The organism is Bacillus amyloliquefaciens DSM 7 = ATCC 23350 (assembly GCF_000196735.1).
GTDB lineage: Bacteria > Bacillota > Bacilli > Bacillales > Bacillaceae > Bacillus > Bacillus amyloliquefaciens.
Map to the genome: position 1 here is coordinate 3,844,489 of NC_014551.1, position 18,053 is coordinate 3,862,541.

An 18,053-nucleotide genomic window follows, 5' to 3' on the forward strand; every position below is an offset into this window, starting at 1 on the left:
CGGACGTGATATCAAAGCCGTCCGGGCCGGCTGTCAGATCAATTGAAATCAGGAGACGGGTATCGTGCCGTCACGACTTTTTTGCGTGTATAGAAGTCGACGCTGTCTTTTCCGTTTGCGTGCAATGTGCCGAAGAAAGAAGACTTCCAGCCCGAGAATGGGAAGAATGCCATCGGCGCCGGCACGCCTAAATTGATGCCGAGCATTCCCGCATCTATATTCTCACGGAAGTAGCGGATTGCGTTCGCATTTGAAGTGAACAGGCACGCGCCGTTCGCAAATTCAGACTGGTTGGCGATGTCAACCGCTTCTTTTAGGTTTTTCACGCGGATGACCGACAGAACGGGCGCAAAAATTTCATCTTTCCAGATCGTCATATCCGTCGTCACGTTATCAAAAATCGTCGGTCCGACGAAATAGCCGTCTTCCGTTACGTTTTCACGGCCGTCACAAAGGAGTCTCGCTCCTTCCTCGATGCCTTTTTCAATATAGCTGTGCGTGCGCTTTTTGTTGTCCTCGCGGATGACCGGGCCTAAGAACACGCCGTCATCCAGTCCGTTTCCGAGCTTGATGTCTGCGGCCTTTTCCTGCAATTTCGCCATAAACTCATCGGCGATTCCCTCTTCAACCGTCACAACCGCACATGCCATGCATCGCTCGCCAGCAGAACCGAATGCCGTACCGATAATATTTGTGACCGTATCTTCAAGATGGGCGTCATTCAGCACGATCGTATGGTTTTTCGCACCCGTTAACGCCTGAACGCGCTTCAGATGTTCGCTCCCTTTTTTGAAGACATACTCGCCGACAGGTTTTGAACCGACGAATGAGATGGCTTTAATATCAGGATGCTCAAGAATGCCGTTTACCACATCATGCGCGCCGTGCACGACATTGAAGACGCCTTTTGGCAGCCCGGCCTGTTCAAACAGCTCTGCCAGTTTTTCCGTTAACAGCGGCGTGCGCTCAGACGGCTTCAGAATGAACGTATTTCCTAAAGAAATCGCCATCGGGAACATCCAGCACGGAACCATCATCGGGAAGTTGAACGGTGCGATACCGCCGACGACCCCGATCGGATAACGGTAGTTCGCCGCTTCTACATCCGTTGCGATAGAGGCGAGTGAATCGCCCATCATGAGTGACGGCGCGCCCGCTGCGAATTCAACGTTTTCAATTCCGCGTCCCACTTCGCCGAGTGCTTCTGTCGTGTTTTTACCGTTTTCCAAAGTGATCAGACGGGCAAGCTCTTCTTTGTTCTGCTGGAGAAGCTGCTGATAGTTAAATAGAATTCTCGCACGGCGCGGCACTGCCGTCTTTGACCATGTTTTAAACGCTTCCGACGCTGACCGGACGGCGTATTCCACATCCTCCCGCGTAGAAATCGGAACTTGGCACATCACTTCTTTTGTAGCCGGATTGACAACGTCTTCATATTGATCTGTCTTACTTTCAACCCATTCACCATTGATGTAGTTTTTCAGTTTTCTGATCTCTGCCATTCTCATTGCCTCCTTAAATAGTAAACATCCTGTTCAGCCGGGTGATAACGGATGAATATATTCATCTTTTACATACAAAAGACATGAATTAAACGCTTACAAATGCTAAAATGATGGTGATTCCCAATCTTCCCGTGTAAAAGTTGGTCATGTACCGGAAAAAGCAAGCGGTTACACCTTTCACTTTTGATTTTACAGGTTATATTTTGGTCATTTCTTGGTTACATTGTAAGCCCAACACACCTTCAAGTCAATCTAAAAAATCAAAATTTTTTCATTATTTTTATTATACTTTTTTTGAGCCGGGAAACAGGAACTTGGAGAACGATGTCGAATCGTACGGGATGATCCATCTTTTTTATCATTTGTTAAGTAACTATTGATTAACTCTTGGTGTTTATTATATATTTTAATTACTTTAAGAATTCTAGAAGGAGTTTTTTTATGAAACTGATGCGGATTCAGGAGATGGAAGAATACATTCTCAAACACGGAGCCACTTCGCTGGATGAGCTGTGCGAGGTATTCAACGTCTCTAAAAACACGGTCAGACGGGATATTAATAAGCTTGCGGAAAAAGGGGTTATTAAAAAGGTATACGGCGGTGTGACATCAGCCGAAAAATCTGTGCTCGTCCCTTTTGAAAACCGCACTATTCAACATCAGGATGAAAAAATCAAAATCGCCCGCTATGCGTCACGGTTTATCGAGGATCACGATCTTGTGTTTATTGATTCCGGCACGACGACCAAATCGATGCTGGAGACCCTTGACCCCGATAAGAATGTGACGGTTTTGACGAACAGTCTTGATATTATTAACGCCGCTTCATCCATGAAAAATATCGACCTGATCATCATCGGCAATAACTACAAGCGGAAGACAAGGTCGTTTGTCGGCATTGATGATCCGAGCACACTCAATAAATACAACATTAACAAAGCGTTCATGTCCGCTACCGGGACAACGATCACACATGGCCTGACGAATTCCGACTTACTGGAATACGAGGTGAAAAAGAAAATTTCTGAAAAGGCGAACGAAGTGTATCTGCTCGCGGATCATTCTAAATTCGGCAAATCCACGCTTCTGACATACGCGCCTTTCGACCGTCTTCACAGCATCGTCACTTCTCAGCAGCTTGATGAGGAATATACGAAGTATTGCCAAGAGCACCAAATCGACATTCACTTGGCATAGCGTTATAGTTAATAGAGTACGCTGCCGTCATTTTCCGGCAGGCGCTAGATATTCTATTGTTTCAGGAGGCGAAAACATGAGCAAAGTAACAATCGGCAAAACTGACTTAAAGGTATTTCCGATCGGTTTGGGAACAAATGCGGTCGGCGGGCACAATCTCTATCCGAATCTGAATGAAGAAACGGGAAAAGAATTGGTTCGTGAAGCGATTAAAAGCGGCGTTACCATGTTAGATACCGCCTATATTTACGGTGTGGGCCGTTCTGAAGAATTAATCGGCGAGGTGCTGAAAGAGTTTAACCGTGAGGATGTCTTCATCGCCACAAAAGCCGCGCACAGGAAAGAAGGCGATGACTTCGTTTTCGACAACTCACTGGCCTTTTTGAAACAATCAGTCGAAGACAGCCTGAAACGCCTGCAGACTGATTACATTGATTTATTCTACATCCATTTCCCGGATGAGGACACTCCGAAGGACGAAGCCGTGCAAGCCTTGAATGAGCTGAAAAAAGAAGGGAAAATCCGTTCCATCGGCGTCTCCAATTTCTCTCTGGAGCAGCTGAAAGAAGCCAATAAAGACGGCTTAGTCGATGTGATTCAAGGGGAATACAACCTGCTGAACCGTGAGGCTGAAAAGACGTTCTTCCCTTATACGACAGAACACAATATTTCATTCATTCCGTACTTCCCGCTCGTTTCCGGACTGCTGGCCGGCAAATACGACGAGAACACAACCTTCCCTGAAGGCGATCTGCGTAATGATCAGACTCATTTCCAAGGGGAGCAGTTTAAAGAAAACATCAAAAAAGTCAACCAGCTCAAACCGATTGCCGAAAAGCACAATGCTGACACGGCGCATATCGTGCTTGCCAGGTATTTGGCGAGACCTGAAATCGACATCCTGATTCCGGGCGCCAAACGCGCGGATCAACTAAAAGACAACATGAAAGCAGCCTCCATTACGCTTTCTGCTGAAGAAATCGCGTTTATCGACAAGCTGTTTTCATAAGAAAAACACGCCTTTTAAAGGGCGTGTTTTTTTATGTTTATATTTTTTTTCACAGGGGAATGAAATAGTTATCTAAATAAACTATTATGCGTTCCAAAAGATGAGGAGGATCATCTGTGAAGAAAAACACCAAAAAATACCTGATTTACTTTTTCGGAGCATTAGGTGGGCTGCTTTACGGTTATGACACCGGCGTGATTTCAGGGGCTTTGCTATTTATCAACAAAGATATTCCTTTGAACACGCTGACTGAGGGATTGGTCGTCAGCATGCTGCTGCTCGGTGCGATTTTCGGGTCCGCGTTAAGCGGGACATGCTCTGACCGATGGGGCAGGAGAAAAGTCGTTTTCGTCCTTTCACTCATATTTATTTTCGGTGCGCTTGCCTGCGCGGCTTCGCAAACCGTCACTATGCTGATCATCTCCCGTGTCATTCTCGGGTTAGCCGTCGGCGGTTCAACGGCGCTTGTTCCCGTTTATCTTTCTGAGATGGCTCCGACGAAAATACGCGGAACGCTCGGCACATTGAATAACTTAATGATTGTGACCGGAATTTTACTCGCATATATTGTGAATTACATATTCACCCCATTTGAAGCTTGGCGCTGGATGGTAGGTCTCGCCGCAGTACCGGCGGCGCTATTATTAATCGGAATCGCGTTTATGCCGGAATCTCCGAGATGGCTCGTCAAACGCGGCCGTGAACAGGAAGCCAGAAAAGTCATGGAAATGACGCACGACAAAGAGGATATCGCCGTTGAATTGGCGGAGATGAAACAAGGAGAAGCCGAGAAAAAAGAATCGACACTCGGCTTGCTGAAAGCAAAATGGATCCGTCCTATGCTGCTGATCGGAATCGGCCTTGCCATCTTCCAGCAGGCGGTCGGTATCAACACGGTAATTTACTATGCGCCGACCATCTTTACGAAGGCCGGACTCGGCACTTCGGCGTCCGTTCTCGGCACGATGGGCATCGGTGTCTTAAACGTCATCATGTGTATCACCGCCATGATCTTAATTGACCGGATCGGCCGGAAAAAACTGCTGATGTGGGGAAGTGTCGGCATCACCTTGAGCCTGGCGTCACTATCAGCCATTCTCCTTCTCGCCGGCCTGTCAGCTTCAACAGCTTGGCTGACCGTCCTGTTTCTCGGAATCTATATCGTCTTTTACCAGGCGACATGGGGTCCCGTCGTATGGGTCCTGATGCCGGAGCTGTTCCCGTCAAATGCACGCGGAGCCGCAACTGGATTTACGACATTGATTCTGTCGGCAACCAATCTGGTCGTTTCACTGATATTCCCGCTTATGCTGAGCGCGATGGGCATCGGCTGGGTATTCGGAATTTTCTCAGTCATCTGCCTTACATCCTTCTTCTTCGCCGCTTACATCGTTCCGGAAACGAAGGGCAGAAGTTTAGAAGAAATCGAAACGCACTTGAAAAAACGTTTCTCCTTAAAGAAGCGCAGCAAACAAAATCAAATTCTTAAACAGCGCACGCTGTAATCAAAAAAGGAATCGCCCCCGATGGGCGATTCCTTTTTGGCGTCATACCATGACTTTGCAAATATCATTCGTAAACTCTACCGGATCGTGGATCGGCAGCCCTTCAATCAGAAGGGCCTGATTGTAGAGAAGGTTTGTGTATAATGCAAGCTTTTCCCGATCTTGTCCGTGCGCGTTCTTTAACGTCTCAAACACTTCGTGATTCGGGTTGATTTCCAGCACTTTTTCCGCTTTGACCTGCTGGCTGTCAGGCATGGCGTTTAACACTTTCTCCATTTCGATCGTCACTTCGCCGTCTGTCGCAAAGCATACCGGATGGGATTTTAAGCGCTTCGATGCTCTGACGTTCTTCACTTTATCCGCAAGAATCTCTTTCATGCTTTCGAACAGGTCTTTATATTCGTTTTCTTCGGCCTCGGTCTGCTTTTCATCTTCATCAGCGTCGATGCCTAAGTCCGCGCTTGATACGGATTTGAACTCTTTTTCCTCGTAGCTTGTCAGCATTTTGATCGCGAATTCATCAATATCTTCCGTGAAATATAAAATTTCGTAGCCTTTGTCCGCCACCATTTCAGTTTGCGGCAGCTTTTCAATCCGCTCATATGAATCGCCGGACGCGTAATAGATATATTTTTGATCCTCAGGCATTCTGGACACATATTCATCCAGTGTGACGAGTTTTTTCTCCTTAGATGAATAGAAGAGAAGCAGGTCTTTTAATACGTCTTTATTCGCGCCGAAATCATTATAGACGCCGAATTTCAGCTGTCTGCCGAAAGATTCATAGAAAGATTCGTATTTTTCCCTTTTGTTCTTCAGCAGGCTCTTCAGCTCAGCTTTGATTTTTTTATTGATATTTTTCGCAATCAGCTTCAGCTGGCGGTCATGCTGCAGCATTTCTCTGGAAATGTTCAGCGACAGATCCTCAGAATCGACCATGCCTTTTACAAAGCTGAAATGGTCCGGAAGCAGGTCGGCGCATTTGTTCATGATCAGCACGCCGTTGGAATACAGCTCCAATCCTTTTTCGAATTCCTTCGTATAATAGTCAAACGGCATGTTTTCCGGAATAAACAAAATCGAATTGTAGCGCACCGCTCCGTCTACGCTGATATGCACGTGAGTCAGCGGTTTATCAAAGCCGTAATGCTTCTCGGCGTAAAAAGCCTCGTAATCTTCATCCGTCAGCTCGCTTTTGTTTTTTCTCCAGATCGGCACCATGCTGTTGACCGTCTGTTCTTCCTGAACCTCTTCAAACTCGTTCTCGCTGCCCTCTTTCGGCTTGTTGACCGTCTCTTCCATTTTGATCGGGTAGCGGATAAAGTCGGAGTACTTTTTCACGATCGCTTTGATGCGGTAGTTTTCTAAAAACTCATCATAGCTTTCATCTTCTGTGTTTTCTTTTATTTTCAGGGTGATTTCGGTTCCGACGGTTTCCTTGTCACACGGCGCGACCGTGTAGCCGGCAGCCCCTTCCGACTCCCATACATACGCCTCGTCACTGCCGAGCGCCTTACTTTTCACCGTGACTTTATCAGCCACCATAAACGCCGCATAAAATCCGACGCCGAACTGACCGATAATGTCATGGCCGTCTTTCGCGTCGTTTTCTTCCTTGAAAGCGAGTGAACCGCTTTTCGCAATCGTTCCGAGATGCTGTTCAAGCTCGTCTTTTGTCATTCCGATACCGGTATCTGTGACAGTGAGGGTTCTTGCTTCTTTATCCGCCGTCACTTTTATGTAGTAATTGTCTTGATCAAATGTTAACGAATCATCGGTTAACGCCTTGTAATAGATTTTGTCAATCGCATCGCTCGCGTTGGAAATTAACTCTCTGAGAAAAATTTCCTTCTGCGTGTAAATGGAGTTAATCATCATGTCCAGCAAACGCTTGGATTCTGCTTTAAACTTTTTTTCCGCAATTCAGATCTCTCCTTTAATTATGCTTTGATGTTATGTAAAATCTTTTCAGCATCTATTTATCATATTCAATGACTTCTGTCAATCTATTGCAATATGATTGTCGGCTGAGTCTCCATATTAATAATTTAACATAAAACACAATAATTGGTTTGTTTTTAATCACCCGGTTCTATGTTTACTCCTTCACATAACGGGAAAAAGTCAAAGAAAAAAAGAGAATGCAGCATGGGAAGATTATCCGGAAAAACCGCAATCATCACAGGAGCCGCAACAGGCATCGGGCAGGCGACGGCACGGGTTTTCGCCGATGAAGGCGCCCGCGTGATCTGCGGTGACATCAATGAAAGCGAGCTGAATGAAACCGTCCGCGCCATCACAAAAAACGGCGGAGAAGCAGAGGCTTTTCACCTTGATGTATCAGACGAAGAAAACGTAAAGTCTTTTGCAGACGGTATTCAGCAGAAGTACGGAACAATTGATATTCTTTTTAACAATGCCGGTGTTGACCAAGAGGGCGGCAAAGTCCATGAGTACCCGGTCGAGCTGTTTGACCGGATCATCGCCGTCGATCTGCGCGGCACATTTCTTTGCAGCAAATATCTGATTCCGCTCATGCTTGAAAAAGGAGGCTCCATCATCAACACCTCCTCCATGTCCGGCCGGGCCGCAGACCTTGACCGTTCAGGCTATAACGCCGCAAAAGGCGGTATCACGAACCTGACAAAAGCGATGGCCATTGATTACGCCAGAAGCGGCATCCGCGTCAATTCCTTATCGCCGGGCACGATTGAAACACCGCTCATTGATAAACTGGCAGGCACTAAAGAAGACGAAATGGGTGAGGCTTTCCGTGAAGCCAACAAATGGATCACACCGCTCGGCCGGCTCGGAAAACCGGAAGAAATGGCGGCCGTCGCACTTTTCCTTGCTTCAGACGACAGCTCGTACGTCACGGGAGAAGACATCACCGCTGACGGCGGCATCATGGCATACACTTGGCCGGGAAAAATGCTGATTGATAAGAAGTGGAAGGAAGAGACGGAGTGACGAGTGGAAGAACAAGCTGAGGGCTGGTTACTTAAACCAGCCCTTTTCCTTTGATCGGGTTATTGCTTCAATTCGATTTTTTACTTCTAATTTATCCAGGATCATCGAAACATAATTGCGGACTGTGCCGCTTTTGATGCTGAGGGCGTTTGCGATTTCTTTTGTGTTTTTTCCGTCTGCGACGAGCTCAAGCACCGCTTTTTCCCGTTCGGTCAGCGGGTTTTCTTCACCATAGATGTCCTCCATTAATTCAGGTGCGTAGACGCGTCTTCCTTTCATGACGCTGCGGATGGCGCTGACGAGCTCCTCGCTTGGGCTGTCCTTGAGCATGTAACCGCTAACGCCTGCTTTTAGCGCCCGCTGAAAATAGCCGGAGCGGGCAAAGGTCGTTAAAATGATGATTTTCACATCACTGTCCTTGAGCTTTTCCGCCGCCTCAAGACCTGATACCCCGGGCATTTCAATATCCATCAGACAGATGTCAGGAGCATGTTTTTCCACGAAATCGATGGCATCCTGGCCGCTTGTGCCTTTGCCGACAACCGTCATATCCTCTTCTAAATTCAACAGCGAACCGAGTGCGCCGAGCAGCATTTGCTGATCCTCGGCAATGAAGATGTTGATCATCTGCCACCATCCTTTTCTTTTGATTTTGAATCATTCGGGATTCTCATGGTCAGCTTTGTTCCGGCAGCTGTATCGATGGCTAAACTGCCATTCGCGAATTCAAGCCGTTCTCTCATTCCAAGCAGGCCGTGCCCCTTTGAAAAAAAGCGGTCTTCTCTGCATTGGAAGCTGCCGTCGTCTTCTACCGTAATGACAACCTCTTTCGAAAGCTGCTGAATGGTGATGCGGCAAAATTTAGCGCCGCTGTGTTTCACGACATTGGTGACAGCTTCTTTAATACACATGCTGACGATATTTTCGTTCAGCAGGGAAATATTTTTTGGCGCTTCTTTTTCTTCGTACACAAAGTCAATTCCCGCTGCTTCAAGTATTTGCCGAACATTGCCGAGCTCATCCTTCAATCGGATGCCTTTCATCGACGAGACAATTTGTCTGACCTCATTTAAGGAGGTGCGGGCCGTCTGCTGAACGCTTTTCAGCTCAGCGCGGGCCTGTTCAGGATCCTTGTATATCAGCTTTCGGGCAAGATCGCTTTTTAGTCCGATTAAGGAGAGCTTTTGTCCAAGTGTATCGTGGAGGTCTCGGGCGATGCGCTGCCTTTCTTCCAGCTTCACAAGATCCGCGATCCGTTCATTTGCATATTCTAATTTCTCTTCAAGGCGTTCTCGTTCCTTCCTGCTTCGAATGCTGAGCGGGAGCAAGATGGCACTGATCAGTGTAATGACGATAAACGGAATTTGAGTCAGAAACCACCCTTTTTTCAGAACAAGGCTGAAGTTGACGGCAATCGCCGCACTGATGATATGAATGTAATATAAGATGTAAAAAGGAACTTTCTCTCGGATATGGCCGATGAAGTAGGCAATAAAGAAGGCAAAATAAATATAACTGAACAGCATGACTGAGCCGGTCGAAATACCGATCAGAAGAAACGCCCATAAATAAAGCGGCCAGCCTTTTGCAACAAATGCGAAGCGATATGCGCCGAAGAAAACAAGGGTGAAAATGACGCCGGCAACCATCACAAAGGTAGAAGAGCTTTTAAAAATAAAGTAAAAAGGCAGAATGAAAAAAATCGTCCATATATAAGGAGAAATCCCGCTCAGTTTTTGAAATTTAAAATACTTCTTCATCCTTGTGCCACCTTCTGCTGCTTATGTCTACCATCACTTTACCAAAACAACGCCTTCATTGCATCCTCACTCATAAAGCGACGGCCCTTTCTAATAAGAGAAAGAGCCGCGTGCCATATCAGGCATTTTTCTTTAAAGGTTTTTCCGGCGCCTGCCGGGGCGGCGGTGTTTTCCGCGCCTCCCGAAACGTGACAAACTGCTTTTCGTCCTCATCCCACAGACGAAATTTCATGGATTCAAGACTTGTTTTAAGCGTAATGGTCGGTACATTTTTTAAAGGTTCATGCCCCTCATGAGCCGCTTCCAGCTTGTAATTCGGCACCTTTGGGCTTAGATGGTGGACATGATGGTAGCCGATATTGCCTGTCAGCCATTGCAAAAGCTTCGGCAGCTTGTAAAAGGAGCTTCCTTCTACAGCGGCCTGCACATAGTTCCAATGCTCATCGGCTTCAAAATAAGAGTCTTCAAACGTATGCTGTACATAAAAGAGCCAGACGCCGATTGACCCCGAAATAAGGAAAATCGGACCTTGAACAAGCAAAAAGTTTTCCCACCCGACAAGCAGGCACGCTGCGGCAGCCAATATGACAATAGCCGCGTTCGTGAAATACGTGTTCCAGCGCTCCTTGCGGCGGGCGCCTTTTACATTGAAACGGTTTTGAATAAGAAATACGTAAATCGGCCCGAGAATAAACATAATAAACGGATTGCGATAAAGTCTGTAGCGTACTTTTGTCCAGGCTGACGCTTCGTTATATTCTTTGACAGTCATCATCCAAATATCGCCGGTGCCCCGTTTATCTAAATTGCTGCTTGTCGCATGATGAATGGAGTGGCTGCGCTGCCATTGAAGGTACGGAAATAGTGTCAGCACACCTGAAATGAACCCGAACAGCCGGTTCAGCCGCTTTTGTTTGAAAAAGGATTGATGGCAGCAGTCGTGGAAAATGATAAATATTCTTGTCAAAAAGCCCGCTGCAATAACAGTAAAGGCGAGGGTCAGGAGATAGGAGACATTGAGGCTGAAGTAAGCAAGAAACCAAAGGCCAAAGAACGGCACAAACGTATTGAAAAGCTGAATGACACTATGCTTTGTATCGGCACCGGAAAATGCAGCAACCTGCTTTTTCAAAGATGCTTGTTTTTGAGTTGCGGTGTGATTGGTCATACATGTCATTTCCCTTCTTTTTCATTATGATTCCAAGTATACCGAGGCGCTCGACGAGCTTGTAGTAGCAGGCATCATGCCCCGAATATGACATTTGTCATGTTTGGCGGCAGAATGCTGATCAGACGTCATATAGAGCGGTTACTTTTTTTGCAAGGGATTAAAACTAGACTGATAAAGAAAAGACGATTTCTTATCCAAGAAAACCGTAAAAAAGAACTCCGCCTGTTTCGGGAGTTCTTTTTTTCATCCTATTCACAGCAAAATCACACGGTACTTCTTCACATCCAAAAACTGCAGAAATTCCCGGGCCAGCACGTCCGGCGCGTGGTCTTTTCCTTCATGAAGACGGTATTGAATCAGGCCGACGAGCATGGATGCGACATAGTATGCGTATAGCTTTTTGCCCGCCTGAATATGCAGAGGCTGATGAAGATAAAACGATTGCAGTGCTCTGAAGATCTCCGGGATGACGTCAGGCACTCCGGAACCCTCTCTCAGAAAATGGACGAGCGGCATGCCTTCCGACAGTGCGGAAAAAAGACGGACGAGCGCCGCTTCCGCTTCTTCCATAGAGCAATCGGCAGGCTCTCCTTTTACCGTCAATAATCCGATCAAATCCCGGCATGATTGATGGATGATCGTTTTCAGCAATCCTTCTTTGTTGGCGTAATGGTCATAAAAAGTGGCACGGCGGAGATTGCTTTGACGGGCAATATCGGAAATCGTAATCGCCGCGTAATCTTTTTTTTCCGCCATTAAGCCGATCATAGCTTCTTGCAAGGCCTGTCTCGTTCGGATCACCCGGCGGTCGGCGGGCTTTTTTTCTTCTTGCTCTGACACCCGGCGGCCGAACAGCCAGTAAAACCGTTTTTGAGAAATCAAATCCCACACCTGCCCGCTGATCGCTTCCGGGGATGCCGCCTGATCCTCATTCAGCCAGTACAGAACAATAGCATACGTGTATAAAGCGCGGTAATGAATGTACATATCCTGTTCAGTCGGTGAGAAATCCGCATTGACCGGTGACAGAAGCACATCATGCCGGAACACATCTTTAAAAAAAGCATGAAAGTGAAAATACGGCATTTTATGACGATCCATCATCGTTTGGAAAAACACCCGATGCCGGTCAACAAAAGACAGGGTCGGATGCACTTTTTGCCATCCGCCATTTAAATGAAGCACATCTTTATGCTTCAGCGAATGATAAAGCGCTTCGCTCAGGCCGTCTTTCATTTCTTCCGCCATATCTTCCAAAATTGCATATTTATCCTCGTAATAAAGGTACAATGTCCCCCGGCTCACGTGCGCCCGCTCGGCGATGTCCTTCATGGTCACACGGCGGATATCCCGCTCTCCAAGCATAGCCAGAAGCGCTTGTTTGATATCAGTTGTCACAGAATCCGGCATAAGAGACACTCCTTCCATTAGACAGATCACCGCAATTTGTACGGTAACGTATAGATGTGTTTACGCTGTCTTTGCCGCAAAAACATATCACACTATAATAGGCCCTGAAGAAATAAAAAAGCAACCAGAGGAGGAAGACCGATGGATCAGCATATAAAAGCAGACATCAAACGCGTCTTTGAGCTTCAGAAAAAAAATCAGAAAACGCTGCGTGCTTCAACAGCCGAGCAGCGCAGAGAAAAGCTTCAGCGCTTTTTAGATGCCGTCACCGCTCATGAAGAAGAAATCATCGAGGCGATCAGACGGGACGTGCGCAAGCCTTATCACGAGGTGAAAAGAGCGGAAACGCAGGGAACGATCAAGGCGATTAAAGATAACATGAACAATCTCGACACCTGGATGGCGCCGAAACGCGTCGGCTCATCCGTCAGTCCGGACGCTGACGGCGTATTAATGTACGAGCCAAAAGGCGTCACCCTCATTCTCGGCCCATGGAATTATCCGTTTATGCTGACGATGGCTCCGCTTGCCGCTGCCATTGCGGCCGGCAACAGCGCGATTGTGAAGCTGTCCGATTTTACGATGGAGACGAGCCATATCGCCGCAACAGTCATTCGCGAGGCATTTCACGAAGAAGAAGTCGCCATTTTTGAAGGTGAGGTCGATGTAGCGACAGAACTGCTCGACCAGCCGTTTGACCATATTTTCTTCACCGGAAGCACGAATGTCGGTAAAATCGTCATGACGGCAGCGGCGAAGCACTTGTCGTCCGTCACGCTTGAGCTTGGCGGAAAAAGTCCGACGATTATTGACAGCGAATATGATTTGATGGACGCGGCGAAAAAAATCGCCGTCGGCAAATTTGTCAATGCGGGGCAGACATGTATCGCTCCTGACTATCTCCTTATGAAGGAAGATGTACAGGATACCTTTACAGATCTCCTGCAAACCATTGTCAATGCAGGTTTTATGGAGGATGATCATACGGTTGACCGCACTAAATTCACGCAGATTGTCAATGACCGCAACTTTAACCGTGTCAAAGCCCTATATGATGATGCCATTGAAAAAGGGGCGAAAACGGCGTTCGGCGGCGTATTTGATGCGCATGACCGCACGATTTCTCCGACTGTGCTGACAAACGTCACTCCTGATATGAAGATCATGCAGGAGGAAATTTTCGCACCGATTCTGCCGATTATGAATTACGAAGATATCAGTGAAGCCGTTGATTACATCACTGACCGGGACAAGCCGCTTGCCTTATACGTATTCAGCCATAATCAGGAGCTAATCGATTATGTGCTTCAGCATACGACATCCGGCAACGCTTCTATCAATGATGTCGTCGTTCATTTCACAGACGTCAACCTTCCGTTCGGCGGCATCAATACGAGCGGGATCGGTTCATATCACGGTGTATACGGCTTTAAAGAATTCTCTCATGAAAAAGGCGTATTTATTCAAGCCTCTAAATAAAAAAAGAATCCGCGCAGATGACGCGGATTCTTTTTTATTATTTTTTTGTTCCGAATGCGAGCAGTTTCGTATAAGTGCCGGCGTAAAGTGTGCCGTCTTCAGCCAGAACCGGGGAGGAAATGACGTTGCTGTCCGTTTGATAGCGCCATTTTTCATTACCGTCAGCATCAACCGCATAGACGTTTTTATCGTCAGAGCCGAAGTACACATTGCCGTCTGCATCAATCAGCGGAGCCGTTCTCACAGGCCCGTCCGTATAGAAAGACCAGTTCATGTTTCCGGTTTTGCTGATCGAAAACAGCTCGCCGCTTCCAGAACCGATATACACATTGCCGTTATGGTCAATCGCTAATGAAGAGCTGGAGAAACCGTTTAACGGGAACGTCCATTTTACAGCACCCGTTGACGTATAGGCATATAGGTTGCCGTCTTGGTTTCCGGCGTAAACGGTGCCGTCTTTATCAATAACCGGATATCCTTTAAACCCGTTGGATGTCGTTTTTGACCATTTCACTTGGCCCGTTCCTGAATTGATCGCGTAAAAGATATTATTGTACGTTGCCATATACAAAGTGCCGTTTGACGCTAACACGGGAGCGGAGCCGACCACACCGTTTGTTTTAAATTTCCACTTTTCCGTCCATGTCGAAGGAGACGTCGGTTTAATCGCATAGATATAGTTATCCAGCGTCGACACATACAGCGTGCCGTCAGAGCCGATAGCCGCATCGGAACTCGGCGCTCCGCTCAGCGGAACTGATGTTAAAATGTTTCCGGTTTCTTTGTCGATGAAATACAGTTTTTTATCATGGGACGGAAGATAAATGACACCGTTTGTTCCGAGCACCGGGGTCAGCGTATAGGTTGTCCCAAGGTTTTCCGTCACCCATTTCACAGTACCGTCCGGATGATACGCCGTCAGCTTCCCGTCTTTTGATTGAATAAACACGGTACCGTCCCCGTCAACCGCGGCTCCCGCACCGTTTTGAGGATTGGCCGGTACATTTTTTTCCCATTTTAATGCGCCGTCGGCATTGCTTGTAAACCGGCTTTCCCTTGACCAGTTGAACATCGTCGGAGACATGGCCTGCGCGTCATACCGTCCCGTCAAGAAACCGGATGCCGCGTGATTTTGTTTAAATACCGTTTCCGCAGCTTGAGCAGCGGCCGGATGCAGCCATTTTCCCGCCGGCAGATCAGAAACCGCTCCCACAGATAAAGCCGCAGCAACCGCAGCGCCGGCCGCCAATGTTTTCATTCGAAATGAAGCTGTCCTTTTTTTCAATGGCAGTTCCTCCCTTTTCTATCAAAAACTGCTATACGCCATGATCATACCATAATCACCCTATTAAAAATTTGTATTTTCGGTAAATTATAGAACAACTGTCACATAGCCTGCTGATGCTTTGGAGATGGGCGAAACGCGATAATGTACCACATCACATTGACGATAAAAGCCGCTCCTGACCAAACGAGAAGACCGTAATAAAGAGACAGCTCCTGTTCCGAAGAAGTTATAACCAATAGCGTCACCAAAAAGACAGCCGCACAAATGATGAGCCCGATTCCGCAAAAAACGGCCATGATGATTTTCATGACACGAACACCGAGAATATACATAACGAGCGGGACCGCATATATAAAAAGGATCTGACCGACGGCGGCCCACATCCCTAAGGAGTTAAAGCGATTCGCGTTCGGCCCCGTTTCTGCAAACGGAGAAAGCGAGCCGACGACCGGCAATAAACAAAACACCAGAGCGGAAAGCAGTGTCACCGCAACCGCACCTTTCTTCTTTTGATTCATGTGAATATCCTCCTGACAATAACCCGGCTTTTTACCGTTATTTTAATAATATGTTATATGTTAACACGATTTTTACTTAATTTGAGAATGTTTTATTAAAAACGAATTTACAAATCCAGAAAAATAGATATAATAAACGTTATGGAACCGATATTGATTCATAAAGCGTTATCTAACAAAACACGAAGTGACATTATGACATGGCTCAAACACCCGGAGGACCATTTTGATGAAAAGCCTTATCTTGAGCAGGGCCTCAGTTTCCGCACCGGAATTTGCGTCGGTGATATTCAGGCGAAATCAGAGCTTGCGCAGTCCGTCATCTCCAGCTACCTGCTGACCATGCAAAAAGCCGGCCTGCTGGAATCTGAACGAATCGGAAAATGGACTTATTACAGAAGGAATGAAAAACAAATTAAAGCCTTTGCTGACTATGTTCAGCACCAGCTATAACGATGAAAGGAGGGCTTTTTTTACCTTAACATATCTATTTTTCTGTATATGTAGTTACAAAAGGAGGCATACATAACAATGAAAAAAAGCAGTTCCATCTTCATTCTATTTTTGGCATTAGGGGTTTTCGGCATTATCACGACCGAAATGGGCATTATCGGTGTTCTTCCGCAAGTGGCCGACAGATTTCACATCACCGCTTCAAAGGCGGGATGGCTCGTCAGTATCTTCGCGTTCATCGTCGCTGTGTCGGGGCCGTTTTTGACCTTGCTTGCTTCAGGCATAAACCGGAAATTCATTCTGCTTTTGGCTGTGCTGATGTTTGCCGTTTCAAATGCGGTCTATGCGTATACGGCGCATTTCAGTGTCATGCTTGCGTTTCGGATCATTCCCGCTTTATGCCACCCGGTGTTCTTTTCTGTAGCGCTTGCTGCTGCGGCCCGTCTTGTCCCCGCCGGCCAATCCGGAAAAGCCGTAACGAAAGTTTTTTCAGGCATCACCGCCGGGTTTGCGTTCGGCGTGCCTTTCACGTCTTATCTGGCGGAGCGTCTCTCCCTTGAATCGGCCTTCCTATTCGGCGCTATCGTCAGTATCATCGCTTTTATGGGCATTCTTCTCTTTTTGCCATCCATGCCGGTCACAGAAAAAATGTCTTTCAGAAGCCAGCTCGGCATCCTTCGCAAACCGGCTTTGTGGCTCAATATCACTGCCGTCATCTGTCTGTTTGCGGCCATGTTTTCTGTCTACAGCTATTTCGCGGAATACCTCGGGCGGGTGTCCCATATGGACGGCACATGGGTCAGCTTTATGCTGATGACGTTCGGGGTGATTATGATAGCCGGGAATTTCGTCTTCGGCGCTTTGTTATACAAAAATATGAAAAAGACCGTCATCGTGTTTCCGCTTCTTTATACGGCCGCCTACTTGCTCATATACGGGTTTGGGACGTCTTTTGCACCGATGGCTGTGCTCGTCTTCGTATGGGGCGCCGTTCATTCCGGCGGGCTCATTGTCAGCCAGACATGGCTCACTGCGGAAGCAAAGGAGGCACCTGAATTCGGCAACAGCCTGTTTGTCTCCTTTTCCAACCTCGGCATCACCATCGGAACCGAGGCGGGCGGCTGGTTTATTTCACATCTGGGGATTCATCAGCTGATGTGGTGCGGCATCATGTTCTCCCTTCTGGCTTTCGGGCTGATCATGGGGCGCTTGGCATGGGGAAAGAGGCCGCTCGCAGAAGCTTGAGCTCTGTTGCAAAATCCGGCATGTTTACGTATAATATGCCAGATTACGACAAGGGAGAGAAAAAGATACATGGAAAGACCGGCAGGATTTTGGATTCGGTTTCTGGCTTATGTCATTGATCAGATCATCATAGGAATTCCGATTTTTATCATTCAATTTATAGGCACTTTTTTATTTGCGGCAGGCGCTGCTGCAGCTGACCCTTTGATGACCGAAAATCAGTTTACCATTTCGTTTCTGATATTCGGTGTCATCCCGATTCTTCTGATCTCTATTGTGATCAGCATCTTATATTTCAGCCTGCTCACAGCCTCAAAGATGCAGGGGACACTGGGAAAAGCATTGCTCGGCCTTAAGGTCGTCAATGAAGGTGGCGGACGGATTTCCATCGGCCAGGCCTTCGGACGCGCTTTCGCTTCTATCATATCTAAGCTCATTCTTTATATCGGTTTCATCATGGCCGCCTTCGGTGAGAAAAAAACGCTGCACGACATCATATGCAGCACGCGCGTTGTCTATAAATAATATCCCTAAGTCCGGGCC

The 18,053-nt window shown here is 47.1% G+C and carries 16 protein-coding genes; 8 read left to right on the top strand and 8 right to left on the bottom strand.

All coding sequences use genetic code 11. From position 1 onward, the window contains the following. Positions 1 to 38 precede the first annotated feature (38 nt). On the bottom strand, positions 39 to 1,502 hold the full coding sequence (gene iolA / locus BAMF_RS39745) for a methylmalonate-semialdehyde dehydrogenase (RefSeq protein WP_013354162.1): 1,464 nt from the start codon (positions 1,500 to 1,502) through the stop codon (positions 39 to 41). Between the two features lie 444 nt (positions 1,503 to 1,946). Between iolA and BAMF_RS39750 the strand changes: the two genes are divergently transcribed. From BAMF_RS39750 to BAMF_RS39760, 3 genes are all read left to right on the top strand, one after another. Continuing rightward, positions 1,947 to 2,702 carry a DeoR/GlpR family DNA-binding transcription regulator gene (locus BAMF_RS39750; RefSeq protein ID WP_004393223.1) on the top strand — a complete coding sequence of 252 codons (756 nt, stop codon included), beginning with the start codon at positions 1,947 to 1,949 and terminating at the stop codon, positions 2,700 to 2,702. A 76-nt stretch (positions 2,703 to 2,778) separates the two neighbouring features. After that, positions 2,779 to 3,711 (top strand): aldo/keto reductase, encoded by a 933-nt coding sequence (locus BAMF_RS39755; protein ID WP_013354163.1) that lies wholly within the window; start codon positions 2,779 to 2,781, stop codon positions 3,709 to 3,711. Between the two features lie 116 nt (positions 3,712 to 3,827). Then, positions 3,828 to 5,216 carry a sugar porter family MFS transporter gene (locus BAMF_RS39760; RefSeq protein WP_013354164.1) on the top strand — a complete coding sequence of 463 codons (1,389 nt, stop codon included), beginning with the start codon at positions 3,828 to 3,830 and terminating at the stop codon, positions 5,214 to 5,216. 42 nt (positions 5,217 to 5,258) lie between these two features. Here BAMF_RS39760 and htpG read toward each other — a convergent pair whose 3' ends face one another. Continuing rightward, positions 5,259 to 7,139, bottom strand: coding sequence for a molecular chaperone HtpG (gene htpG / locus BAMF_RS39765; RefSeq protein ID WP_041481685.1), 1,881 nt, complete (start codon positions 7,137 to 7,139; stop codon positions 5,259 to 5,261). 225 nt (positions 7,140 to 7,364) lie between these two features. On the opposite strand from htpG, the gene BAMF_RS39770 reads away from it, so the two are divergent. After that, positions 7,365 to 8,186: an SDR family oxidoreductase gene (locus BAMF_RS39770; protein WP_013354166.1), complete on the top strand. Its 822-nt coding sequence runs from the start codon at positions 7,365 to 7,367 to the stop codon at positions 8,184 to 8,186. Between the two features lie 27 nt (positions 8,187 to 8,213). On the opposite strand, the gene BAMF_RS39775 is transcribed toward BAMF_RS39770, so the two are convergent. From BAMF_RS39775 to BAMF_RS39790, 4 genes are all read right to left on the bottom strand, one after another. Next, positions 8,214 to 8,813 carry a response regulator transcription factor gene (locus tag BAMF_RS39775; protein WP_013354167.1) on the bottom strand — a complete coding sequence of 200 codons (600 nt, stop codon included), beginning with the start codon at positions 8,811 to 8,813 and terminating at the stop codon, positions 8,214 to 8,216. Further along, entirely contained in the window at positions 8,810 to 9,946 is a 1,137-nt protein-coding gene (locus BAMF_RS39780; protein ID WP_013354168.1) for a sensor histidine kinase, read from the bottom strand. The genes BAMF_RS39775 and BAMF_RS39780 overlap by 4 nt, the downstream gene beginning before the upstream one ends. A 118-nt stretch (positions 9,947 to 10,064) precedes the next feature. Continuing rightward, the gene (gene desA / locus BAMF_RS39785) at positions 10,065 to 11,114 is read right to left on the bottom strand and encodes a Delta(5) desaturase DesA (RefSeq protein ID WP_013354169.1); all 1,050 of its coding nucleotides are present in this window, start codon (positions 11,112 to 11,114) and stop codon (positions 10,065 to 10,067) included. Positions 11,115 to 11,369: 255 nt separating this feature from the next. Continuing rightward, positions 11,370 to 12,527, bottom strand: a complete 1,158-nt coding sequence (locus BAMF_RS39790; protein WP_013354170.1) for a TetR/AcrR family transcriptional regulator — start codon at positions 12,525 to 12,527, stop codon at positions 11,370 to 11,372. Between the two features lie 141 nt (positions 12,528 to 12,668). Between BAMF_RS39790 and BAMF_RS39795 the strand changes: the two genes are divergently transcribed. Further along, positions 12,669 to 14,006, top strand: coding sequence for an aldehyde dehydrogenase family protein (locus tag BAMF_RS39795; protein WP_013354171.1), 1,338 nt, complete (start codon positions 12,669 to 12,671; stop codon positions 14,004 to 14,006). Positions 14,007 to 14,043: 37 nt separating this feature from the next. Here BAMF_RS39795 and BAMF_RS39800 read toward each other — a convergent pair whose 3' ends face one another. Further along, positions 14,044 to 15,264 (bottom strand): outer membrane protein assembly factor BamB family protein, encoded by a 1,221-nt coding sequence (locus tag BAMF_RS39800; protein WP_088030705.1) that lies wholly within the window; start codon positions 15,262 to 15,264, stop codon positions 14,044 to 14,046. Between the two features lie 128 nt (positions 15,265 to 15,392). Next, positions 15,393 to 15,812, bottom strand: coding sequence for a DUF5391 family protein (locus BAMF_RS39805; protein ID WP_013354173.1), 420 nt, complete (start codon positions 15,810 to 15,812; stop codon positions 15,393 to 15,395). 141 nt (positions 15,813 to 15,953) lie between these two features. Between BAMF_RS39805 and BAMF_RS39810 the strand changes: the two genes are divergently transcribed. The 3 genes from BAMF_RS39810 to BAMF_RS39820 all read left to right on the top strand — a co-directional run bounded on the left by BAMF_RS39810 (position 15,954) and on the right by BAMF_RS39820 (position 18,035). Continuing rightward, on the top strand, positions 15,954 to 16,265 hold the full coding sequence (locus tag BAMF_RS39810) for an ArsR/SmtB family transcription factor (RefSeq protein WP_013354174.1): 312 nt from the start codon (positions 15,954 to 15,956) through the stop codon (positions 16,263 to 16,265). 78 nt (positions 16,266 to 16,343) lie between these two features. Then, positions 16,344 to 17,510, top strand: a complete 1,167-nt coding sequence (locus BAMF_RS39815) for an MFS transporter (protein ID WP_013354175.1) — start codon at positions 16,344 to 16,346, stop codon at positions 17,508 to 17,510. 69 nt (positions 17,511 to 17,579) lie between these two features. Continuing rightward, positions 17,580 to 18,035, top strand: coding sequence for an RDD family protein (locus BAMF_RS39820; protein ID WP_013354176.1), 456 nt, complete (start codon positions 17,580 to 17,582; stop codon positions 18,033 to 18,035). Positions 18,036 to 18,053: the final 18 nt, after the last annotated feature.